The organism is Humiphilus diazotrophicus (genome assembly GCF_059726315.1).
Genome location: NZ_AP040870.1, coordinates 6,005,102 through 6,029,065 on the forward strand (window position 1 = coordinate 6,005,102; position 23,964 = coordinate 6,029,065).

The window sequence follows — 23,964 nt, forward strand, 5'->3', positions numbered from 1 at the left end:
CTCTTATAGAACTTCAAACTCCGGACTGGACTTCTGCATACATGTTGGGGCTGTTGAGCCGACATGAAAGGAGAGTGCAAACCGAAATAGCGATGGGAGAGACTGAAAAGTATGCAAAACTGCTTTTCTCAGCATTGCATGTTCACTCATCTGCAACATTAAATGTGACATGATTCTGGCGCGACGAAAAAGAAATGGGTGAGCCTGCTGATATAAAGACAGATCTTCCTTCCCGAGAGCTGCTCCCAGGATCATTGCTTGGCGAAACGCCAACATCATGCCCTCTCCCGTGATGGCGTCAACCGCACCGGAGGCTTCCCCAACAAGAGCAATATTCCCCTCTATGACACGAGGCAAGGCTCGGGTGAAGGTAATTCCACCACGATCTGTTGTGGAGTGGGGGGCGGATTTCAGGCGGTCAGCTAATTCCGGAAACAGGGCGAGCGCCGTGTCGAACCGGAGCTCTTTTTGACTGGTAATGAAGACGACGCATATTTCATCTGCGGCAATGGGCGTGATATAGGCCTGCACTCTTTCGGACCAATGTACTTCGACATGGGTGTTCCACGGTCGAACCTGATAGTGCCGTTGCAGGCCAATGCGCATCGAACTTGTGCGTGGTGTTATCCGTGTCCAACGGCGAATGGTGGAATGATTGCCGTCTGCGCCGATGATCCAGCGAGCCACTACACGTTCTCCTCCAACAACGACGTTTCCCCCATCCTTGTTATGCACGGGGGCGTTCCACAGCAGGCGTACTCCGGCTGCTTTTGCGGCTTGTGTCATCGCAGCGTGCAACTTAGTGCGACGTACTCCCAATCCTGTGCCTTCAGGAAAGTCTGCTTGTACTTTGTGTTTGCTATCGATGAAAGAGATCCCTCGGAATGGATATCCTTCCAGGAGATGACTTTCAATGCCAAGCCGGTCTAGGGCCGCCAGCCCATCGGGCATAATTCCCTCACCGCACGTTTTGTCGATAGGGAAGGTTCGGGCATCTGCCAGAATTACCGACAGCCCTTGTTGCCGTGCCGCCAGTGCCGAGGCGAGTCCTGCAGGACCGGCGCCGATGATGAGTACATCTGTCGTCACATGTCTCACGTCGGCTTACCATTGCAGAAGAATAAGTTGAGAACAGAAACCAGGACCAACTGCCGCGAGAATACCCCATGTCCCTGGCTTCGGACGCCGGTGCATCATGACATCTTCAAGTACCATAAGAACCGATGCGGAGGATAGGTTTCCCATCTTTCGCAGAGACTCCCAGGAGGCCTCGCATTCCTGGCGGGAAAGGCCAAGAGAATTGCTCATTGCATTCAGCACCTTGGGCCCTCCCGTATGAAGGACCCAACTGCCGATGTCAGCGCGAGTCAATTGGTGCTTGGCTAAAAGGGCATCGACATCTTCGGGAAGATGCCGATGGACGATATCGGGAACTTCAGGCGAGAGCACAATTTGGAATCCCTCTTCGGAGATGCTCCACCCCATAGCATCTTCTGTTTGGGGATAGAAATTTGTCGCCGAATCTACGATGGTTGGCCCCGAGGATTTCACCTCATCGCCAGTGACCACTACCGCTGCAGCTCCGTCTCCAAAGAGGCTGCATGCAATCAGGTTGGCTACTGAGAGATCGCTCCTCTGCCACGTTAGTGAGCATAATTCGACGGAGAGCAAAACTGCGACGCGGTTTGGATAAGCTCGAACATAGTCTGCAGCTTGTGCGATTCCTGTTGCGCCTGCAACACAGCCCAGCCCGAAGATTGGAGTTCTGCGGGTTGTATTTGGCAACCCCATCTTGTTGATGAGCTTGGCGTCGATGGAAGGGCTGGAGATTCCGGTAACGGAGACAAATAGAAGTGCGGATACAGCTGATCGATCCAGCCCCGCACGTGAGAGCGCGCAGTGAATGGCCTTTGCCCCAATCTCTTCCGCTACTTCGATCCACACATCGTTTGTTTTTCCAAAGGTATCGAGTGCGCGATAGTCTTCGAGCGGACGGGAAAAATATCGGCCCTCAACTCCAACGCGGCTGTGGAATCGTGCGATCAAGTCCGGATTGGGCAGGCTGCTCTCCCAGAACTTTTGTAATTCTTCAAAGACCTGCTGCTGAGTAAAGTAGTACTGAGGAAATGTGCCCGCTACACTTGCTACTTTCATATGCTCATTAGACCGGATTGCGAATCTATGGTGAGGAAATCGCAGTGAAGTTTCCGTAAAGTCGTAATGACAATTCGTTCATGCAATGGCGGAAGCGGAATGGTCGTGAAGATTAGTGAATACGTGCCAGCTGGCGTGCATAGAGTGTATTCCCGGGAAATTGATGGGAGAGTCCGGAAAGTAACTCTTTGGCGCGTGCCGTCTGATTCTCACGCAGGGCCGCGACTGCCAATAGCAGGCGGGCAAAGGGTGCCAGGTAATTTCCCTTTTCCGCTGTAATTTGTAACTGACGAATACCTTCGGACTTATTGGTTTCGGCTCCGGTCATACTGAGCAGCCAACGCACGGGAGCAGGCTTGAGCCCTAGCATATAGTTTTCGACTCCAACCCCCAGATAGGCGTCGTACAGGGTCGGATCGGCTGCTAATGTTTTCTTGGCAAGCTCTCCTGCTCGCTTGCTATAACTCAAAGCTGAAAGATCGCTTTTCTCGATCAATCCTTGATAGTCAGAACGGAGACCATTGATCATGGTCTTGGTGAAGAGCAGATGCGGATCGTTGGGTTGTGTCCTTAAGCCTGAATCTGTGAGTTTATCGGCCTGATCGAGTCTTTGTTGGAAGGCAGCTTTGATAGCACTGTCTGGTGTTGGGCGTTGCCGGTGTTCAAAGCGCGCATTATCTGCGAACAATTCAATATCCAGAATACCCAGGCGGTCGAACTCGCTGAAAAGATAAGCGGCGGCGTCAGCTGTAGGACCCAGGGGATCTTCCGGATGCTGTCGCATCCATTGATCGAATTCATTGTGTGCTTCCTGAAATGAGAGGTTATACATATCCTGAAAACCCAGATCGAGCGGATTTTGCTGGGCAGCTGTTGCATGTACTGCAGACAGAAGCAATACCAGGGGAAGCACATACTGGTATTTGCGTAGAAAGGTTTTTCTTGAAGGAAGATTGCGCAGTGTGGCTCTAGACAGCATGATTCGATATCTCGGTTTGAGGGGGCAAACTGGGGTCGGGGGTAGGAATGAGTGGAAGATGCATGATGAGGTGAATACCGGGATGTGTTCCGTGTACTACATTGATTTCTCCTCCGTGTGCGCGGATTACGGCTGCAACAAACGCGAGGCCTAAGCCATGCCCCTGGGAATCGTGTCCTTTAGAAAAGCGACGGAATAACCGGTCACGCAGCTCTTTGGGGAATCCTGGACCATTGTCGCGAAGCTCGAAGCACAATAGCCCCTCTTCCTCTTGCAGGGACAACGAAACCGCCGTGTTTGACGGAACATGTTTGACTTCATTGTCGAAGAGGTTGGTAAGCATCCTTTGCATCAAGGTTTTGTCTGCATTTATCCAGAAGCTTCCCGTGCCACTAAGCTCTAAGGTCAGTCCTCTCTCACTCATCGAGGGAAGGAAGAGTTCCATCATCGTTTCTAACAGCGCTCGAAACTCCATCGGTTCCGGACTTAAGCGCAAGGCATTGGCCTTGGCTTCGGAAACGTCCAGGTATCTATTCAAAAATTCGGTAAGTCGGTCTACCTCTTCAAGCGCCGAGGCGACGGGATCAGACCAGGCGCCATATTCATTCTGTAGAAGAGTTAATTCCAGCTTCCCGCGCAGGGAGGTGAGCGGACTCTTGATGTCGTGCGCTAAGGCTCCCGTGATCGTGTGAAGCTGCCCGACAACAGTTTCGATGCGGTCAAGCATGCGATTGAAGGTGATGGCCAGAAGCGTGATTTCATCGTTACGCTTATTGACGGGAACACGTTGCGAGAGATTGCTTTGATCGATACTGGCGGCTGTCTCGGTGATCTGCTGTACTCTCGAGAGCATACGCCGGGTAATAAAAAAGATTACACAGAAGCCGGTGATGACAATGCCACACCAGAGGATAAGGAACCGCATTTGCAGAGAGGTAAGGAAACGGTGCTCTGTGTGTTCGGAGAAACCCAGAAAGACCGAGCTTCCATCCGGGAGACTCTGCCTGACAACGCGAAAGCTTTCGGTTGTGCCGCTAATCCGTAAAGTTCTGGGTTTCCTGGACTCTAGTTCCGCCTTCTTCAATACCGTCAAATATGGGCCCTTGTCGGAGGGGCCGACCCACAATTCCGGATTATTAACCGGTGATAATTGAGCGAAGAATACGGAGTTATTGAGATCTTTGGTGTCTCCCGGATCGTGAGGAACTTCAGTTGAGGCCAATTCGGCCACTTCTCCAACGATGCGGTCGTAGAGATCGTTCTTCGGCGTTTTCTGTGCAACTTCGGCCAGAACTTCGACTTCTCCGGAAAGCCAACGATCTCCGCGTTCCCTTAAGCTATTCAAAACGATCGTATAAAAATACCCGCAAACGAGAGCCATCCCGACGGCAAAGGCCAACGTCGCCCAGGATGCGATTCTCCAGGCAGCTGTTCCATAGGACTTATTTGTCCTTAAGAACATAGCCGACTCCTCTCATCGTCTTGATCAATGGGGTAGAGAAACCCTGATCGACTTTTGCGCGCAGGCGATAAATATGTACATCGACGACATTGGTTTCCGGGTCAATCCGCATCTTCCAGACCTGGTCGAGAATCATACTTCGGGTTACGACTCGGCCTGCATTGCGGCAGAGATACTCCAGAAGAACAAATTCCTGTGGCGTCAGCTGCAGTTGCACTCCTGAACGTATCGCTTCGCGCCTGATCAGATCTAGCTCCAGATCCAGGACCCGGAGCTTTGTTGCCGTTTGAGAAGCAGGAGCTGAGCGGCGTAATAAGTTACGTAACCGGGCTATTAGCTCAGCCATGGCAAAGGGTTTGGTCAAATAGTCATCGCCACCCTGTTCGAGGCCGAGGACACGCTCATCAACCGACCGTCTGGCAGAGAGGATAAGCACCGGTTCGCAAAACCCTTGCCGGCGGCAACGTGCAAGCATGTCCAGCCCGTCCCCATCAGGGAGTCCCAGATCGAGGACCATTGCTGCATATTCACCTTCCAAAGCCCGAGCCTCAGCATCCTTGGCTGTTGAGGCAACATCGACGTTATAACCGACCTCGGTCAGGGAGCGGCAAATGAAGTCCTGAATTCCTTGTTCGTCTTCAACGAGAAGAAGCTTCATAGTTTCGAAGTTTACTTTCAACTTCAGATATTCACCGCTCTCCGTGCGATGTTCAGTGCCTCTGTCCAGAATGATGCCGAGTGATGAATGCCATTCATCATGCTGGCAAAAGCCTGCAGGAACTGTTCAATGTCACCCGCAGTCGCCGTAAGTGGTGGAGCGGCTTTCAATACCATGAAATTGTTGCCGCATATCTGTGTAAGGATATGCTCGCGCAAAAACATGTGGCGCACAAGCATCTGTCCGAAAAGAGCTGGATGGATCTTTTGGAAGGCCTCAAACGAGCCACGGCGCAAGATCCCGGTGGGGGCTTGGAATTGGATTCCACAAAGCAGTCCCATGCCGCGAACATCGGCTATCATTTCGTATTCTCTGCTGATTTCCTTGAGTCCCTGCTGAAGCTGTTGTCCCCGCTCGATTGCATTTTGTCCCAGCTTCTCGCGCTTCAAGACGTGTAGAGTCGCAAGTCCTGCCCTCATCGCCAGATTATTTTCCCCGAAGGTCGAGGTATGGATGATGGCTTTCCTGAGAGATTTGTAAACGGATTTATAGACCTCCTCTGTCATGAGGACCGCACCTACCGGAACAAGTCCTCCACTGAGAGCTTTGGCCAGAATGACCATATCTGGGTCCAGCTTCCAGTGCTGAAAAGCGAGGAAGGGACCTGTACGATACATCCCGGTCTGAACTTCATCGAGGACAAACAACGTGCCGTATTTGCGGCAGAGCTGTTGTGCTTCTTGCAGGTAGTTCTCTTGCGGTACACAGATTCCGGCTTCCGCCTGGATTGGCTCAACCACAAAGGCCGCAGTCTTTTTGGATCGGAGAACGGTTTCCAGTGCCTCCAGGTCATTGAATGGTACCTGGTGAACGTCAGGTAGGAGCGGACCGAAGCCCTCGCTCCAGAAAGAGCCCTCCATTAACGAGAGTGCTCCACAGGTCAGCCCGTGGAAGGCGCCCTTGGCTGCAACAAGACCATTGCGTCCAGTGGTAGCACGGGCAAACTTAATGGCTGCTTCAACTCCCTCACTTCCCGAGCTTGCGAAAAACGCCTTAGTCAGCGACGCTCCTGCCAGATTGCATAATGCCGAGGCCAATTCTCCAGCCAGTCCCGGGACATGGCTCTGGAGCATGGCTGGACCATTGCTTTCCAACTCCTCCCGCAAGGAAGAGATTACCTCTGGATGATTATGTCCGACATTATGAACGCAATAGCCGGAAAGAAAATCCTTGAGGATGGTGCCTTCGCTCGTGGTCAGATGGATACCTTGGCAGTTACGGTATTGGACATTCATGCCCAGCACGTCAAGAAGGCGGGCCCATTGCGGGTTAACAAATTGCCGGTAAGCATTCGTGGAGTTTTCTATGGTGCTTACTGTTGCAGTTCCCATCCATTAGCGTCCTTAATAAAAGTTGTCTATTGGACGCTCCAGCTTTGGTATCCACTCTAAGATGACGAAATCTTCATTTCTTCGCCATCTGTGGCGTCTTCGAGATGCCTGTCGACGGGGCAGCCTGCCTCTCTATTTGCCATAGAAGCTATACTTCGCCGTGTAAGGAACTTGAGTAACCGTGCCGCTTTGGGCTGAATTGTTACAACCTGTGGCCGGAGCAGCGCCTCCATGGGTCTCCGTGCGTTGGATAAGACTTATTCCTGCAAATTTGCCTTTAGCGGTACCTGTCTTTGCACGAAGTAGCAACCACGGAATAGTGTTTGCCTCGGAAGATGGCTGGGTTGCGACCAACTCGCCTTGGACTTGACTTCCATCCTTAAGACTCCAGGTTGGGCCTGCGAAATGGCTCCCAACTATTTTTCCGGAGTTATCGAATAATTTGGCATCGGGTGCCTTAAGTATCCACTTCCAACCCTCCGACGTATTGGAGCATGTATAAACCTGCACTCCCTCTCCCTTAGCTTGGAAGGCCAGTTTTGCTCCACTGGGAGGATCAATTGGATGTGGCGCAGTTTGGGCATTTATGGAGAGGAAAGGAACGATTGTAGCGAGGAGAAAATGATGGGGAAGCATGCGCATAACGAGGAGAGGATAACAGAAGCTGTGAACTTCAGTATGAATCTCCGTCTATACGCATGCCAGGATGCATTTGAGTCCTTCAGCTATTGCCCATCAATTGCCAGTACATCGTAAAAGTGGTTGATACCGAGTTTCTTGATGGGGGTCGGCGTAGGGGGAATATGGAGAGTCTTTTCGGAGGTGCTATTTCCTATCATCCCGATCCTTCCTATGCGAAGAGACTTTCCCTCGGCCAGGAATAGATCTATTGGAATTGACATCTTGAAGTTTGCATCGACATTCGATTGTGTCAATTTGAAGTGTATGTCTGTTCCATTCGCTGTCGGCTGAAGATCGCTCTGTATGGTGTATATCGGCAGAGCTGTTCCATAGACATATTCATTGAAGAACCAATCCATTTTATGGGTACCGTCCATGTCCATGGTAGGCAGCATGTGCTTTTCGACCATTGCCTTAAAGTCTTCGGTGCTGGCCGGTTTGTTTCGGTACGTTTCCATAAAGTCCTTCATGGTCTCGATGAAGTGAGTGTCCCCATCTTTGGGGTTCCACATCATCATTCGAATCATGTGGAGGATATATGCCCCTTTGGGATAGACGAGGTCGCGGTAGATATTCGATCCTGCGCGATTACTATTCAAGCGATATCCCATTGTTACCGGGCCAACGTCGATAGGTCTGAAGCCCAGAGAATTCTTGTCGATCAGCATCTTTCTTTCTGTCCGCCAAAAGTTCAGGAATTGTCCATTGCTCTTGTCCGATGCCTGCAAAAAGATGGATGCGGACATATCGGCGAAACCCTCACTCATCCATTGATCACGATAACTATTGAAGCTTACTGTTTGTCCCCACCATTGGTGAGCTACTTCGTGAGGTGTTACGACCTTCCAGTATGTGGTGTCGGAATCCAGTCCCAGTGCATGCTGTATTGTTGAATCCCAAAAACTGCAGATAGGAAGATAGACCAACATTGGCCAACTCTGACCATAATTGCAGGCCGCTTGTTGCGTGACTGCAAGGTTATTGAAGGAGAGCTTCCCAAAGTATGTCTGATATATATTCACAGCAGTTGTTGCCTGCGACAAAGCAACCTTGAGCATTCCTGTGGTGTTCAGGTTTCCTAAAGGAATGCCGCCTCCATGCAGAGTTCCGGGCGTGGTCTGCTGAGGAATTCCACCACCATTGGCGGCCTGCAAGATGGAAGCAACCATGTCGGAGGCCTCAGTATTTGCATAAGCATCCACTGTAAAGTTGTCCCCAAGCCTGGCTTCTTCTTTTTTGAAGTGCCCGAGGTTGAACCCAGCCACTGGAATTGGAACATCGCTCTTCCACTCTGAAGTGACTTGTCCTCCTTCTTCTTTCTCTCCTAGCTTTTGCCCTGTGGCTATCAATTCAAGTCCCTTAGGCGTGTGGAATTTCATGTGGTAAGTAGCGTATTTGTTGGAAGAGGTGAGGTTAGGGAACCAGGTTTGGCGGGCACCTTGAATCGGATAATAGTTTGCTCCCCCTTCATTCCGCACGGTGTCCTTGCCTGCATACGTTACTGTAAATCGGTAATTCTGACCTTTTTTCAAGAGAGTTGGCAGAATGATGGCGAAGTCGGGGTCGTCGTCTTTATTCTCTTGAATGAATTGAAGGGGCGTTCCCGTGGAATCCACGACTTTCGATACCCGCAATGTGGGATACAAATCCAGGGGCAGAACTGCTAATCCGTCTGCAAGTGCCTGAATATCGGTTGTAGCTGTTCCTGAGAGGAATCCGGACTTGTTGATGCTTGTATCCAGTTCCTGATGGTCGATAGTGAAGAGCCCATTAGCCTCCGTTCCACTGACAGAATGAGTAGCGTATTCCTGCTCACGATGAGAGGCCATCCATATATCCTGAGAGTCAGTAGTAATCGTTCTCAGCTCAACCTCTTCAGGCTTAACATCTGTTGCTCCGTAAGGATCGACTATGTAGATAGCTTGACGGGATATCTTCTTGCCATGAAATGAGGCCAGGAAGAATTCTCCTTTTTGCGGACTCAGCACATCGCCCAGAAGACGTATATGGAGGTTGTACTGCATCTTTTTGCGCAGAAGGTCATTGAGGCTTCGAGCCGCATTCACGGCCGAAGCGTCTGTCGTAGCCGTTCCCTTTTTTGCTTTCCGTATTTCATCCGCTGTTGAATCGGTAAATCGCAAAACGGCAGTATCGAATTCATCATCAAGTTGCGGGGCATGAGTTAGCAGCTGGATACTATGCTGTTCTTGTGTCGTCGGGGGTGTCAGGTGGATAGCACCGTCGCCACGGAATACCGCTCCAGTTACTTTTCCGTTAACTTCTCCGTATAAGGTGAATGTACCGGACCGAAACTGGAAGATTGCAGCGTCACGTTTCAGGGAAAAGTCGGAAACGGATACCGTTTCTCCTCCTGGATAAAGAGTTCTTAATTGCTGATATAAAGCGCTGCCATTGGGAGCGGATTGTGCAACGCTGTATGTGCTAGGAATGGCAAGAAAGGCAGCAATGAAACATAAGTATTTGCGGAACACGATCCATACCTCTGGTATTTTTCGAACGTACAGCTTTATGAGGGGTGATACTGAGAATAAACGATTTGACTCAGGGATTTTGGTCTCGTGATTAATAATTGTCAACTGATTTAAATGTAGCTAATGCCAAAAATGGTATTTCATCATTACTATGGTTAGCCCAAGGATTAGAGCGAACCAAGAAATCTCGAGTATCCAGGTTGTGAGAATCTGGCCCAGGTTTAGGGGTACCTTTGAGAGCACTTTGCAGTTCTCATAGTCTGTAAAGAATCGCTTGCAGCCTTTTCCCAGAGCAACATGGTATGAACCAAGAGGCACGATTGCAATTCCTCGCAAGCAAAACCATTCGGTGACTACCGCAACACCCTCTTCCCGATCCTTCCGTGACAGAAACATCTTGCCTTTGAATTCTTTTCCCATGGTGGGATATGGGAAAAAGCCTAGCAATGCTTGTGTGCGTCTTTGGGAGATTATCTTTTCATGGCGAAGCTTCTTGTTTGTATAAGATCGATGCCGCTGGACGTCTTGGTGTGTAAGCCCTCGTCTTTCTATCTCAGTATGTAGTGCTCGGCTTGCTTCGTTTGAAAGTGGTCCTGCTATAGCAATCTGTAACAGTTCTTCGTCCGATGATTGTTTGTAGCGGCTTTCGAGTTCGGAGAGAGCGACCCTGGTTCTGTTAAGGAAGAATATAGAAGGAGCAGGGGAGACGTCGAGTTATTTGTAGTCGGTTTAGGGATGCTCCGGTACATGGAGCAAACTTCCCGGCTTGTTCCTGTACGGAGAAGATTTTCAGCATTATCTTGTATCTATGCGGGTTCTGATTATCGAGGATGAAATACGGTTAGCCGAAAATCTTGCCAAAGCTTTACGCGAGGGGCCTGGGTATGCGGTCGATTTGGCGGAAGATGGAGCAATTGGCTTACAGCTTGCCACGGACGGCGTATACGACCTGATTATTCTCGATCTCATGTTGCCTGTCCTGAATGGGATGGAAGTTCTTGCCCGTTTGCGGCGCTCTGGAGAACCTACTCCAGTACTTGTGCTTACGGCGCAGAGCGAAAAGGCCTCCGTTATCGAACTTCTTAATGCCGGGGCAGACGATTACCTGGGTAAGCCTTTCGATCTAGGTGAACTGCTTGCCAGGGTTAAGGCCCTGATCCGCCGTGGAAAAGGCGTCGCCCGGCCGCAGATTCACGTTGGCGAACTCAGCGTCGATACCCTTGCAATGGCTGCCTGGCGTGGGGGTAAGCCAATCGAGCTTTCTCCTATGGAATATCGCATACTGGAATACCTGATGCATCATCCCGGCATCGTCGTTTCCAAAAAGGAGCTTCTGGAGCATCTCTACGATTACAACTGGGAACGGCATTCCAACGTAATTGAAGCACACATCTCCAATTTGCGGCGTAAGCTTGATGCCGGGTTCGAAGAGCCTGCCGTGGAAACGTTGCGCGGACGAGGCTACCGCTTGAGCTTCTCCGGAAGGGAGCGTAGGGTATGAAGCCCTATTCGTTCGTCCATCGGATTGTTGCCCTGGTTCTCCTCTGCGAGCTGGTTCTAACGAGTGCCATGGCCGTAACCGCAGTCCTCTATGTGCGGCATCAGGAGCTAAATACCTTTGCTGTAATGTTACGTGGCCGGGCAGATTCCGTTTTTGGAGCGGTAATCGATGCCGATGATGCCCAAGACAATCTGATTCTCGATACCCTCGCATTTGAATTGCCCAAGAACGATGTCTACGAAGTACGCGAGGAACGAGGGATTCTTTTAGGGCGCTCCAAAAACTGGCAAGGTGCTCCCGCGTCGCTGGCGATCGGAAAGAAAGGAGATTTCTCTCTCCGGGTAAATGGGCGGCCTTATAGGGGAATAGTTTTGCACGGCGTGAGGACGATTGATGCTCCTGCACCGGGAAAAGGGATTCAGCGTCGTGTGACCGTATATTATGCCTCTCCCACGAAGCCGGTTGAGGAGGCAATCTGGAGAAGCGTTCGCTTCTTCGGTGTTGTAGATCTGCTTCTGTTATTCGGAACTGGAATCGCGTTGATATGGCTATTGCGCCGGATTTCTCAGCCATTGCGGATACTTGCTTCGCGCGCTGCACTAGTCAACGCGCAATCACTTTCCTTTGCTGCGCCACTTGAAGCCTATCGCGTTGAGGAGCTGGTTCCTTTAGCCTCGGCACTTGATACAGCCATGCAGGGGATAGCGCGAGCATTCCTTCAGCAACGGGATTTTCTGAGTGATGCTGCGCATGAACTGAAGACAGCAGTGACCCTGATCAAGTCTTCGTTGCAATTGCTTGGTTCCCGGGAGAGAACTGCACACGAGTATGCAGAGGGTCTGGATCTTTGTCTGGGGGATTGCGAGCGTATGGAAGAACTGGTTATGAAGATGCTTACGCTTGCCCGCTTACAGCGCATCGGCCCGGAAGGGGTACAGCAGGCGCATACTTCCATTGCTGAGTGTATAGCCGATGTAGTGGTACAGATTGAGCCTCTCGCTACTCTGAGGTCTGTGCGCATGGATGTTGCCGTGCCTGACTCCCTTGCTGTCAGTCTGAGTATGGAAGACGCCGAATGCCTGATGAAGAATCTGATTCTGAATGCAGTTCAGCACAGCAATCCCTCAGGCATGGTCTGGATTAGCTGCATGGATGATGGAACTGGAAGTGTATGTATTACGGTTGCAGACGAAGGGAAAGGCATCCCTCCGGAACATCTGCCTCGAATCTTTGATCGTTTTTATCGTGGTGATGCGTCTCGTTCCCGCAGCACGGGAGGAACCGGACTAGGACTGGCAATCTGCAAAGCTATTGCCGAGGTCTATCACGGCTCCATCCATATTGAAAACCGCACACCGAAAGGGACGATAGCGATACTCCATCTACCCAAGGCCGTTAGTCCGGCCTGTGGGAAAGAACCGGTTGGCATGTCAGATCGTCAAATTATCCGTTCCTGATGTTGTGCTTGCAGTGTTCTCTCTTTATGCGTAGTCCGAAGCCCTTCTTCTTGTTAGCAGGTAATATACCGTCGGAGTTACTACGAGAGAGAGCACGATGGAAACTAGCAGTCCTCCGATGACAGCGATTGCAAGCGGTTGCAGCATTTGCGAGCCGGCACCAAAAGCAAATGCCAAAGGAAGCATTCCGGTCATGGCCGCTAAGGCTGTCATAAGAATAGGACGTAAACGCCGGCGGGCAGCTTGAGCCATAGCATCTCTTGCATTCAAGCCCAATTTGCGGAAGCGTTGCTCAGCGTCAAGCAAAAGGATTCCGTTCTTTGCCACAATCCCAATTACCATGATCAAGCCCATAAACGAGGTGACATTGAAGGTCGTCCTCGTTATCAGCAGGGCAAAGATAACGCCAGCGCTTGAAAGTACAGAGGAGATCAGAATGGCTATCGGTGCTGAGAAGTTATGAAATTCAGTCAACAAGACGCCGAACAACAGAACTAAAGCTATAAGTAAAACCTTCAGCAATTCTCGAAACGATTTTTGCTGCTCTTCATAGGTGCCGCCATATTCAATGTGTATGAATTGGGAAAAGTGCAATTGAGCTATTGTCTGTTGAACTCTCCTGATGGCCGATCCCAAGTCGGAACCTTCAAGTCTTGCCGTTACAGCGACCATCCGCTGGAGATTCTCCCTACGAATCTCGTTTTGAGGTGGAAGTTGTTCAACTGTTGCCAATGAGCCAAGTGTAGCCGTATGGCCGCTGCTGCTGTTGAGGATGGTATTGGCTATAGTGTCGAGAGAGGAACGATGCGAAGCATTATACCGGATTCGAATCGAGTACGGGCGACCGTTTTGGATGAGAGGATTTACCGTGGAAACCCCGTCCAGAATTGCAGTTGCGTCAGTCGAGACCTCCTCTGGAGTGAATCCCATACGGGTCGCAAGATAAGGAAGAACCTGAAAGTTTGTTGCCGGTCCGCTGATCGTGTTTTCGATTCCATTCTGCACATCGACTACACCGGGAATCTTTCCGATAGCTTCTCCCATTTGAGGACCGATTTGATTAAGTGTCTCCTGGTTTGGCGAGAAGATCTTGATCTGGATGGGTTCAGGCGCATTGGAGAGGTCCCCGATCATGTCCTGCAGAACTTGGGTAAACTCGATATCGAGTTCGGGTTCCGATGTTTTGATCCTCGATCTGATATCCGAGATAACCTCGTCAATAGCTCGCTTCCTGTCGTCCCTGAGCTTTACGGTTATGTCTCCGGAATTTGCTTCGGTTACTGCAGCAAGTCCCATCTGTAATCCTGTTCTACGGGAGATTGCCTCAACTTCGGGTGTTTGCTGCAGTATTTGCTCTACGTGATGAATGACGCGATCGGTTTCCGTCAAGGAACTGCCAGCCGGCATAATGTAATCCAGAATGAAGCCGCCTTCGTCCATCTCGGGAAGTAAGTCCGAGCCCAGACCTTGATAGGCAGCTAGTGTTACAGCTACGAGGATCAGGCAAACAAGGCCGAGACCTAGAGGGCGAGCCAATGACAAATCCAGAAGTTTACGATGAGCGCCAACAATGCGCCGCATCCAGCTGCCCTCTCCGGCTTCTTCCTGCCGCATCAGCTTTACGGTCTCGTCTTCGCTATCGTCGGAAATGTTTGGCGAAGTGTTGGAACCCGGTGTCCGTTCCTTCAGAAATAGCAAGCTGAGGCTTGGCGTCCAGGTGAGAGCGAGAATGAGCGAGGTCAGCAGGGCGACGGTCATCGTAATGGCCAGGGCCCGAAAGAAGCTGCCTGTAACTCCCGTAACGGCAATCAGCGGAAGGAATACTACAATTGGCGTAATTGTCGATCCGATGAGTGGCGCCGTGATTTCATGCAATGCCAGGCGAATAGCCTCGACGCGGGTTTCTCCCGAGTCGCGATGGAGAATGATATTTTCAACAACCACGATTGCATCGTCGATAACCAAACCAACAGCCGCGGCAAGGCCGCCAAGAGTCATCAAGTTAAAGCTTTGACCGGTTATTTTGAGAAAGAGAATCGTAACCAGGATCGTAACCGGAATGACGAGTCCGGCAATCAGGCAGGAAGTCCAGTCACGCAGAAAGAGTACCAGGATGATGCAGGCAAAAATCAGGCCGAGAAGGATTGCATCCCGCACGCTGCTAATGCTGGCACGTACTAATTGTGACTGATCGTAGTATGGCTTCAGCTCGACCCCTGGCGGCAGATTTTTCCGTAATTGCTCGATCTCATGATTGACTGCATCGGTTACCGAGACGGTATTGCTTGTGATCTGCCGAGTAATGTTAATTAGGACCGAGGGCTTGCCATCAGCTGTGACTCTCGTATAGACCGGCATTGTAGCCGGTTTTACTTCAGCAATGTCTCCGATGCGTATGGGGATTCCGGCGGTAGTTGTTTTGACCGAGATCTGTGATAGCTGTGCAACGTCATGTACCTGAGCCCCTACCAGTCCAAGGATCAGTTGATGGTTCTCTTCGTAAAGCCCCGGTGAATCGACCAGGTTGGTGAGCTGAATGGCATTCACCAAGTCCGTGATGGTGATATTGGTTGCCTGCAGCTTGGCTGGATTGGGAATGATATGAAATTCTGGTATCTCGCCACCTTGTACCGTTACCGTACTTACTCCGTCTACGCGGTTTAGAGGCGGCTTGAGATCATAGGTCGCAATTTCCCAGAGGCGTGTTTGTGGAAGCATATTAGATGTGAGGCTGTAGCCGAGAATCGGGAAAGTCGCGAAGGTCAGACGGTTTGTGGTGACGTGTACTGTAGGCGGAAGCGTTTGTTCAACCCGGGCCAGGGCGGCGTCTACCAGTTGCAAGGTGTGGAACATGTCCACATCCCAATCGAAGAAGAGGCTTACCTCTGCTGAACCGCGACTTGTAATAGAACGAACCGTCTTTAATCCGGGAACACTATTCACCGCTTCTTCAATCGGTTTTGTAATCGTGACCTGCATCTGTTCTACGGGCATAACGCCGTTATCGATGCTGATTACCACGCGAGGGAAATTGGTCTCGGGAAAGACCGAGATGGGCATCTGAAACGCCAGATAGATTCCGGCTATGGCCAGGACAATTGAGAAGAAATAAATCGTTCGACGGAGCCGAACCAGCCAGAAAGATCTTTGACCGGCGGATGCAGGAAGAGAACGGACTTCAGCGCTGGAGGTATTGGAACTCATTGTTCTTCTGCCGCCTTCTTCGCAGCTGGTTTCTTTTCTTCGCCCTCAACAATTTTGACTTTGGTTCCGTCTTCGAGCGCATAAGCTCCCGCTATGGCGACTTGTTGCCCCGCCGTGACTCCGCTGACAATTTGGAGATTCTTGCCATCGTCGATTCCCGTTTGTACTGAGGTAGTGTGTGCAGCACCATCCTGGCCGATCACCATCAAAACAGATTGTCCTGCTGAGTCTTTGACCAGAGCGTTTCTAGGAACTAGAAGTACCTTAGGAAGGGTCCGGATCTGGATGGAGAGATGAACGGGGGTGCCGGGCTTAAGTAGCCTTTTGGTGTTTTCGATCTTTACCCAGACCTCAACAGTTGTGCTACCAGGATCAAGTGCGGGACTGACTAAGCTTACTACTCCGTGTGCGGGAGCTTCCAGCCCTGGAACGAGGACGGATGCTGATGTTCCTACCGTAAGCATTTGTGCCTGGGACTGTGCCAGATGTACCTTGGCCAACATAGTGGAGGTATCCATGACCGTAAGCAGTGTCTGTCCTGCCGGAGCTGTTTCTCCGGAGTAGAGAGGCCGGTCAGTCACAACTCCATTGATAGGACTGCGAATTTCGGAATAGCTAAGCTGTGCATTTGCTCCATGGTATTTTCCTTGGGCAGATTCCAATTGTCCCTGGGCATTCTTGATTGCAGCCTCGTGTGCTACGGCCTTCATCGAATCGAGATGCTTTTTTGCGGAGTTAAAGGAGGCTTGTGCCTGTACTAGTGCCGCTTGTGCGGTATCCAGATCCCGCCCGGCAATTGCTCCCTGGGAGAAGAGTTGTTTGCGGCTATCTACGATCTTTTGATTCAACGAGAGATTCGCCTGTGCCTGTTCAAGATCCAGTTCGGCCTTCTGGTACTCTTCGGGAATCTGTGCCTTGATCGTTGCTTCATAGGTCGCAGCTGCGGAGTGATAAGTTCCGCGGTTGTCTTCACGAGCAGCCTCAAGATCTCTGTTTTCCAGAATCGCGAGCAATTGTCCCGCGTGGACCGCGCTTCCGCGTTGTACGAGAAATTTGCGGACAGGCGCTGAGATCTTTGGCGCAATTGCGGCTTGAGCAATTGGGGACAGGGTGGCATCTGCATCTACGGTTGCAGTGATGCTTCCGTTGACGATTGTGGCAGCTTGAACCTCTACAATCGGTTTGGGGGCTGCTTCTTTTTTCTCGCATCCGCAGAGGAAGAGGGAAGCCATCCCGATAGAAACAGGCATCCATTTTAGGATCGTAATAATTCTGCTGGTTCTCATGACGATCTAAAGAACTCCAGTCAATGTTTGCAGGTCGGCAAGTGCAAGACGATAGCGGACAATTCCGTCTGCATCGGCTTGTTCCGCCGTGGTGAGCGCGTTTTGTGCATCGACTACTTCCAGCGCCGTAGCCTCTCCAGCCCGATAGCGGAGATTCGTGAGCCGCAGACTTTCTCTTGCAGTGTCGATGCTTTGTGTTAGAGATGTGAGCTGGTTATAGGAAGCAGAGACTTCGCTATAAAACTGTTGCAAATTCGCGATGAGCAGTCGTTGGGTTGTCGTGAGTTCCACCTTGGCGATGTTTTTGCGAATCTCACTCTGCTTAACACGGTTGTGTGTTGTCAGCCAATCCCAAACGGGGATATCCAGTGTGACCGAGGCAGCATAACCAAGGTTGCGGAGATGGTCGGGACTATTTGCAGCGAATTGTGAGGCGTCAATACCGTAACTGTAGTTGAGTGAGAGATCGGGGAGATAGGCTGCTCGCGCTGCCCGTACCTCTTTTTCACTGGCATGTAGAGCTGCTAGTGCCCGGGCCAGATCGGGATTGTGTTTTTGCGCGGCAATTTCGATCTCACTGAAAGAAGCAGGCGGCGTGGGCTGGGCGGCATCCTGAAGGCGATATCGGGTTCGAGGATCGGGGAAGAGGAGAACTCCTAATCCCAATCTCGACTTTTCTTCCGCCAGTTGGGCGTCCTGCAGCTCTCGTTGGCGTTGTTGTTCCTGTAGCGTGGCCTTTACAACATCGGCATGAGCGACTTCACGACCGCCTTCAAGTGTTTGGGTGAGATGTACAAAGCGGGAGGCCTCTTCTGCCGCTCGTTCTGCCGTAAGTAACTTCGCCTGATTTGCTTGCAGGGTGAAATAGGAGGAAACGACGGTAGCTACGAGCCCCCGGCGTGCAATCTCCATCCTGGCCTTTGCTTCCAGAGCTGCGAAACCGGCTCTCTGGGCATCGGCAACTTTAGCTAATCCTACGGTTTCATTTACAGTTCCCTGGCTGACGTATTCGTGAATTGAATTATTGGCAATGAATTTAGGGGTATCAGATCGATTCCTGAGCGTTCCATTGGGCTGTGTATAGAGGAATTGATTGTGATAGACCACATTGGGGAGAAGTGCTGCCTGTGCAATTCGCTTATCGAGATGTGCTGCACGACTATCTCCCATGGCTGCTGCATATCCAGGATCATTGGTTTGTGCCCTACGGATTGCTTCGTCCAGCGTAATCAGAGGCATATCTTGGGAGGCTGGCGAAGTGGAGACCTCGGATTGAGCCACGAGGCGAGGGACGACGGAAGATGTGAAGACGATCAAAAAGACTGCTGCCCAGGAACTGATAGCGAATCCACGGGTCGTTCTGTGCAGAGTAATGCTTGACAGGCTGGGCAGTTTGGAAATCATATTTTGAGCGTAAGTTTACTGGCTGGACCTTAAGAATGAATGAAGGTTCCGGTGGAAAAATCTAACGAAATCATGGGGATCAAGGTAAACTGAAGTCCCCTTTGTCCCTGGTCAGGAGTGAATTGTGCAAAGTCGTATCACGGGTACCACGATGCCCGTTCTTGAGCTTTTGCTTGAGCCGAATGAAGGAGTTATTTCCGAGGCGGGTGAACTTTCCTGGATGAGCAGTTCTATTCAGATGACAACTCATACCCAGTTCGGCGGTGGCGGCGGGCTTTTCGGCGTAATCCGAAGAGTTGCTGGTGGTGGAACCTTGTTCATGACCGAGTATCGGGCGGTGGGCGCTCAAGGAGAAATTGCCTTTGCCACGAAGGTGCCCGGGCACATCGTTCCTGTTGATGTCGGCCCTGGAAGTGAATATCTGATTCATCGGCATGGCTTCCTTTGTGCAACTTCACAGATTGAGATTGGCGTTGGATTTCAGCAGTCACTTGGCGCAGGTATCTTCGGCGGCGATGGATTTCTCTTACAGAAGGTTAGTGGGCAGGGTGTTGCCTGGCTGGAACTTTCCGGAGAGCTGATTGTTAAGGATCTTCGCCCCGGAGAAACGCTTCGTGTGCATCCGGGACATGTCGGTGCATTTCAGTCGAGTGTTGCTTTCCAAATCACCGTGGTTCGTGGCATCAAAAACATGATCTTCGGTGGCGATGGTATCTTCCTGGCGGCTCTTACCGGACCAGGACGTGTCTGGTTGCAAACCCTGCCAATCTCAAAGCTTGCCCATCAGATTCTGGAGTATATGCCTAGAGAAGGAGAGCCCAACCGCGACGGAAGCATAGGTGGGATTGTCGGCTCAATTCTCAACGGAATGAAATAGCAATTCCAGTGTTTCAGCCTTTGAGCTGAAACACTGGATTCCTGCTTTGGCGCTGACCCAATCTACTTTTGCAGAACCGGCTTAACTGGAGTGTCGGGGCGTATCTCGTCCGAACCGCGAACTAACGTTAAGTCTCCCGGATGGAGATCGCCAAAGACCTCTACCAAATCGTCTTTCGCTATGCCCGTTTGTACATTGATCCACTTGGTACGGCCATCACGCACAGCGATGACAAAGCTATGATCCAGATCGGTAGCGATTGCAGTTCGGGGGACGAGAAAGGTTGTGCCCTCCCGTACGACGGGCCACTGCACTTGAACATACGTTCCAGGGGGAAGTATCCCGTCACGATTCCAGACATCTAGTTCCACTGGCATGGTACGTGTTTTTTGATCAATCGCTGCTGAAACCCGCGCAATGGCCCCGGTGAATTTACGTCCAGGGAATGCAGGAACAGTAAAGTCGACTTTCTGGCCAGTTGGAATTTTTCCCACATAGGCTTCAGGAACGGGAACAATGAGCCTGAGATGGTTCAACGTTTCTACTCTGAGCAGAGGAACAGATGTTGGAGAGTTTGTTGAAGGTCCCACTAATGCTCCAGGATGAACATTCCGTTCGGTAACAACTCCGTCGAAAGGAGCTGTGATCGTTAAGTATTGCTGGAGTGTGTTGACCGCTCTGAGGGTTTCACGTAGCGAATCGACGGTGTGTTTTGCGGCAAGGACGTTGGCATTGTCTGCCTGAACGAGCTGTTCCGCTACCGTCAAATCATTGCCCGCAACTACTCCCGGGGTTTTGGCTGCGTCGTGGAGATGGTTGCTGGTTGCTTCCTCTGAGGCGAGTTTTGCCTGGGCAGCGGCTAGTTGAGCCTTGGCCCCTTCGAACTGTGCCTGTGCTTGCGCGCGTCGTGCATCGATCTCTGGGGCAACAAGGTGGGCGAGTACTTGACCTTTGCGGACGGTGGAGCCACGATCAACGGAAATCGATTGCAGAAAACCTGTCTCCTTGGGATAGATAGAGACGGTTTCGAAAGGAACGAGTTCTGACGGTTGCGACAAAGTAGTCTGCAAGTTGTGCTCTACTGTAACCGGTCGTACGATGACTTCTCTGGTTGCCGGTTGTTGTGCAGCTTGCGCGTGTTCCTTCTTCGAACATCCGGAGAGCATCAATACCGCTGCAAGTCCAAATCCAAAAACCCGATAAACAACCAGATCTTTCAATGCGCGTGAATTCAGGCGATGCATAAGCTATTTCTCCGAAGAATAAAGAGAGGCGAAGGAGCTACCCGGATCTTCGGGATCCAGAGAGACCGATTCGCGGGTGGCCTTGGACTGTAGCAAGGTGAAGATCAGAGGTAAGAAGAGAAGAGTAGCCAAGGTGGCTGCAAGCAGACCCCCGATGACGGCTCGACCGAGCGGGGCAGTCGCTTCGGCTCCGGTGCCAAGCGCGAATGCCATCGGAATCATGCCTGCAGTCATTGCCATGCTGGTCATCAGTACCGGGCGCATGCGTGTTCTGGCGGCTTGCCTGGCTGCGTCCATTGCCGACATTCCACTACGCCGATACTCTTCTGCAAAAGTAACAAGAAGTATTGCATTAGCAACCGCAACGCCCAGGGCCATGATTGTTCCCATAAACGACTGAACGTTCAGAGTAGTTCCCGTAAGCCAGAGCGCCAATACTACACCGGCCAGGACAGCAGGTGTAGAGCACATGACGACCAAGGCCAATCGCAGAGATTGGAAGTTAGCCATTAACAGAAGAAGGATGGCCAAAACCGCACAGCCTAGACCTATACTTAGGTTTACTAAGGTCTGGCGCATTGGAAGGATCTGTCCGCGTATCTCTACAGTTAGTCCCTTGGGAACCGGGCTGATGCTTTCAAGGGCCTGATCCAGCGATCTGCTGACATTCCCTAGATCTCTTCCCGATGTATTGGCGGAGAGAAGTACCATACGACGGCCGTTTCGTCTGTCATATTCACCGATTACCTTGCTGTCGTTTACCTGGGCCAGATCACCAACCAGAGGATGTGCTCCTTCTTTTCCTACGGGAATATTGGCCACATCCTGAGCCGAGTGAATCTGAGTTTGCGGAATCTGAACTTGCACCTGGTAGCCAACGCCTGTTTTAGGATCCGCCCAATAGTTCGGAATTGCAAAACGGCTGGAGGAGGTGCCAATGAGAATCGATCGTCCAACCTGATCGACTGTCAAACCTAATTGTCCTGTAAGCGAGCGATTGATGTTTACGTTAATGCTCGGATAATCGAGAGGTTCTTCATATTGCAGATCGCGCAGTGTTGCAACCTTCTCCATTGCATCGTGAACTTGTGCGGCATAGGCCCGAACCTGTTGTAGATCGGCTCCTTCAACAGCGACCTCGACCGGAGTTTGGGCACCCAGATTCATGATCTGCGAAACAATATCTCCAGGCTGGAAGGAGAAGGTGCTGCCGGGGAACTCCGACACAAATTCTTTTCTTAATCTTTCCTCCAGGTGTGGAATATCGATCTTCGCATCCGGACGAAAGGCAATCCGGAAGACCGCTTCTTGCGGGCCGCTTGTCCAAAGATAGACGGTGTTGATCGGATAACTTGCACCTTGAAGTCCGACGTAGCCAAGCGTGCTCTCAATATTCCCATCGCCAGCCTCTTTTTGAATCGCATCGAGGACTTTATGGATGATTTGTTCCGTAGCGGGGACGCGTGTTCCTGCGGGAGCGTTGAATCGTAACTGAATTTGATTGGAGCCGGAAGAGGGGAACAGCTCTCTACCCAGATGAAGGCCCACAAGAATGATGATTAGAACCGTTCCCGCTCCATAGAGCAAGATGGCAAATCCTCTCCTGGGCATAAGCTTCTCTAGTGCCTTGTCAAACCAGAGGTGCATCTTGAGTAGAAAACGAGGCTGTGAATTCTCCGCGTCACGATGCGTCCACTGGGCTGGGAGGAGCCAATTGCTGAGTACCGGAACGAGCGATCCGGAAAGCAGGTACGACGCCATCATGGCAAACCCTACAGCTAAGGACAGAGGAATAAAAAGAGCTTGGGTTACTCCCGTCATGAAGAAGGAAGGCACGAATACCGCCAGGATTGAGAGCATGGCTAAAAATCGTGGCGTAACAACTTCTCGGCTTGCTTCCAGAACAGCAATTGCTCTGTGGGTTCCACGTTCGAGATGGGCGTGAATATTCTCGATAACTACCGTTCCTTCATCGACCAAGACACCTACAGCTAGAGCTAGTCCTCCTAGCGTCATAATGTTGATTGTTTGTCCGCTGATCCAAAGCAGAACCACGGCGGTAAGCAGTGCGAAGGGAATCGTGATGACGACGATCAGAGAGCTTCTCCAATCGCGCAAGAATAGAAGGACCATCAACCCGGTGAGCAACGCGCCAAGCAGTCCTTCGCGCACGACGGTCCAAAGAGAATCACGTACGTAAGAAGATTGATCGAAGCGGTAGTCAATCTGGATGTCGGAAGGAATCAGTGAGCGGAAGCGGTCCAGGTTCTGTCTCACCTCGTTGACTACGGTAATCGTTGAGGCATCGGGTCGTTTCGTGACGGGGATATAAACTGCACGTTTCCCGTCAATCTCAGCGTAGCCTGCCAGAATATCGCTGGCATCTTGGATCTGAGCAATGTCACGCAGGTATACGGACGGTCCGGATCCAGGATGTAATGGTAGCTCCCCCAGTTCCTGAATGTTGCGGACTACCGAGTTGGTAGGAACAATTGGCTGAAGGTCGCCTTCTTGAACTGTTCCTGCCGGAATGATGATGTTGCCGCTGGAGACTGTCTGCGTAACGGCTTCCGGTGAGATTCCGTAAGCGCGAAGCTTGGCTGCATCGACACTGATCACGATGGTTCGTTGATTTCCTCCGAAGGGAGGCGGCGCCGATACTCCCGGCAGCGTAGCAAACTGAGGACGGATGCGGTTTAGCGCAAGATCCTGAATTTCTCCAAGCGTTCGTGTCTGTGAGGTGAAAGTCAGATAGCCAACGGGCACTGTCCCCGCGTCGTAGCGGATGATGAAGGGCGGGACCGATCCGTAAGGCATAAATGCGTGTGCCCGATTTGCATAGGCAATTACTTGCGCCAATGCCTGGCTCATATCTGTGCCGGGATGGAAGGTGAGCTTGAGAAGCGCCGCTCCCTGGATCGATTTGGATTCAACGCTCTCGATTCCATTGACGTAAAGGAAGTGATACTCGTAGTAGTAGGTGAGAAAACCCTCCATCTGCGCAGGACTCATGCCGCCATAAGGCTGTGCAACATAAATGACAGGCAGATTCAAATTCGGAAAGATATCGATGCGCATCCGCGTGAGCGCAAGGATGCAGCAAAGTGCGATTGCTGTTACAGCAACCAGGACAGTCCAGGGACGGCGGAGTGCGTGGCGGATGATCCACATCGA

General features: G+C 51.3%; 16 protein-coding genes. 3 read left to right on the top strand and 13 right to left on the bottom strand.

Annotation, left to right across the window (positions count from 1 at the left end; all coding sequences use genetic code 11):
• Positions 1 to 3 precede the first annotated feature (3 nt).
• The 8 genes from AC6I7T_RS24570 to AC6I7T_RS24605 form a co-directional block, all read right to left on the bottom strand.
• Positions 4 to 1,089, bottom strand: a complete 1,086-nt coding sequence (locus AC6I7T_RS24570) for an NAD(P)/FAD-dependent oxidoreductase (protein WP_497790402.1) — start codon at positions 1,087 to 1,089, stop codon at positions 4 to 6.
• A gap of 15 nt (positions 1,090 to 1,104) precedes the next feature.
• Positions 1,105 to 2,154, bottom strand: coding sequence for a type III polyketide synthase (locus tag AC6I7T_RS24575; RefSeq protein WP_497790403.1), 1,050 nt, complete (start codon positions 2,152 to 2,154; stop codon positions 1,105 to 1,107).
• A gap of 112 nt (positions 2,155 to 2,266) precedes the next feature.
• Positions 2,267 to 3,133 (bottom strand): hypothetical protein, encoded by an 867-nt coding sequence (locus AC6I7T_RS24580; protein WP_497790404.1) that lies wholly within the window; start codon positions 3,131 to 3,133, stop codon positions 2,267 to 2,269.
• Complete coding sequence (locus AC6I7T_RS24585; RefSeq protein WP_497790405.1) at positions 3,123 to 4,595, bottom strand: HAMP domain-containing sensor histidine kinase; 1,473 nt, start codon at positions 4,593 to 4,595, stop codon at positions 3,123 to 3,125. Before AC6I7T_RS24585 ends, AC6I7T_RS24580 begins: the two co-directional genes overlap by 11 nt.
• Complete coding sequence (locus AC6I7T_RS24590) at positions 4,576 to 5,253, bottom strand: winged helix-turn-helix domain-containing protein (RefSeq protein ID WP_497790406.1); 678 nt, start codon at positions 5,251 to 5,253, stop codon at positions 4,576 to 4,578. Before AC6I7T_RS24590 ends, AC6I7T_RS24585 begins: the two co-directional genes overlap by 20 nt.
• A 23-nt stretch (positions 5,254 to 5,276) precedes the next feature.
• Complete coding sequence (locus tag AC6I7T_RS24595) at positions 5,277 to 6,644, bottom strand: aspartate aminotransferase family protein (protein ID WP_497790407.1); 1,368 nt, start codon at positions 6,642 to 6,644, stop codon at positions 5,277 to 5,279.
• A gap of 132 nt (positions 6,645 to 6,776) precedes the next feature.
• Entirely contained in the window at positions 6,777 to 7,286 is a 510-nt protein-coding gene (locus tag AC6I7T_RS24600) for a DUF3455 domain-containing protein (protein WP_497790408.1), read from the bottom strand.
• A gap of 83 nt (positions 7,287 to 7,369) precedes the next feature.
• Positions 7,370 to 9,817, bottom strand: coding sequence for a M1 family aminopeptidase (locus AC6I7T_RS24605; RefSeq protein ID WP_497790409.1), 2,448 nt, complete (start codon positions 9,815 to 9,817; stop codon positions 7,370 to 7,372).
• A gap of 766 nt (positions 9,818 to 10,583) precedes the next feature.
• On the opposite strand from AC6I7T_RS24605, the gene AC6I7T_RS24610 reads away from it, so the two are divergent.
• On the top strand, positions 10,584 to 11,318 hold the full coding sequence (locus AC6I7T_RS24610) for a response regulator transcription factor (protein WP_497790410.1): 735 nt from the start codon (positions 10,584 to 10,586) through the stop codon (positions 11,316 to 11,318).
• Complete coding sequence (locus AC6I7T_RS24615) at positions 11,315 to 12,775, top strand: sensor histidine kinase (protein WP_497790411.1); 1,461 nt, start codon at positions 11,315 to 11,317, stop codon at positions 12,773 to 12,775. The genes AC6I7T_RS24610 and AC6I7T_RS24615 overlap by 4 nt, the downstream gene beginning before the upstream one ends.
• Before the next feature lie 24 nt (positions 12,776 to 12,799).
• Here AC6I7T_RS24615 and AC6I7T_RS24620 read toward each other — a convergent pair whose 3' ends face one another.
• From AC6I7T_RS24620 to AC6I7T_RS24630, 3 genes are read right to left on the bottom strand one after another with little or no spacing between them, the layout of a single operon-like run.
• Complete coding sequence (locus AC6I7T_RS24620; RefSeq protein ID WP_497790412.1) at positions 12,800 to 15,979, bottom strand: efflux RND transporter permease subunit; 3,180 nt, start codon at positions 15,977 to 15,979, stop codon at positions 12,800 to 12,802.
• A complete protein-coding gene (locus AC6I7T_RS24625; protein ID WP_497790413.1) occupies positions 15,976 to 17,265 on the bottom strand; it encodes an efflux RND transporter periplasmic adaptor subunit in 1,290 nt (429 codons plus the stop codon). The genes AC6I7T_RS24620 and AC6I7T_RS24625 overlap by 4 nt, the downstream gene beginning before the upstream one ends.
• A gap of 6 nt (positions 17,266 to 17,271) precedes the next feature.
• Entirely contained in the window at positions 17,272 to 18,669 is a 1,398-nt protein-coding gene (locus AC6I7T_RS24630) for a TolC family protein (protein WP_497790414.1), read from the bottom strand.
• Positions 18,670 to 18,793: 124 nt separating this feature from the next.
• On the opposite strand from AC6I7T_RS24630, the gene AC6I7T_RS24635 reads away from it, so the two are divergent.
• Positions 18,794 to 19,546 (top strand): TIGR00266 family protein, encoded by a 753-nt coding sequence (locus AC6I7T_RS24635; protein WP_497790415.1) that lies wholly within the window; start codon positions 18,794 to 18,796, stop codon positions 19,544 to 19,546.
• Positions 19,547 to 19,608: 62 nt separating this feature from the next.
• Here AC6I7T_RS24635 and AC6I7T_RS24640 read toward each other — a convergent pair whose 3' ends face one another.
• On the bottom strand, positions 19,609 to 20,790 hold the full coding sequence (locus tag AC6I7T_RS24640; RefSeq protein ID WP_497790416.1) for an efflux RND transporter periplasmic adaptor subunit: 1,182 nt from the start codon (positions 20,788 to 20,790) through the stop codon (positions 19,609 to 19,611).
• A 3-nt stretch (positions 20,791 to 20,793) separates the two neighbouring features.
• The gene (locus AC6I7T_RS24645) at positions 20,794 to 23,961 is read right to left on the bottom strand and encodes an efflux RND transporter permease subunit (RefSeq protein WP_497790417.1); all 3,168 of its coding nucleotides are present in this window, start codon (positions 23,959 to 23,961) and stop codon (positions 20,794 to 20,796) included.
• Positions 23,962 to 23,964 lie beyond the last annotated feature (3 nt).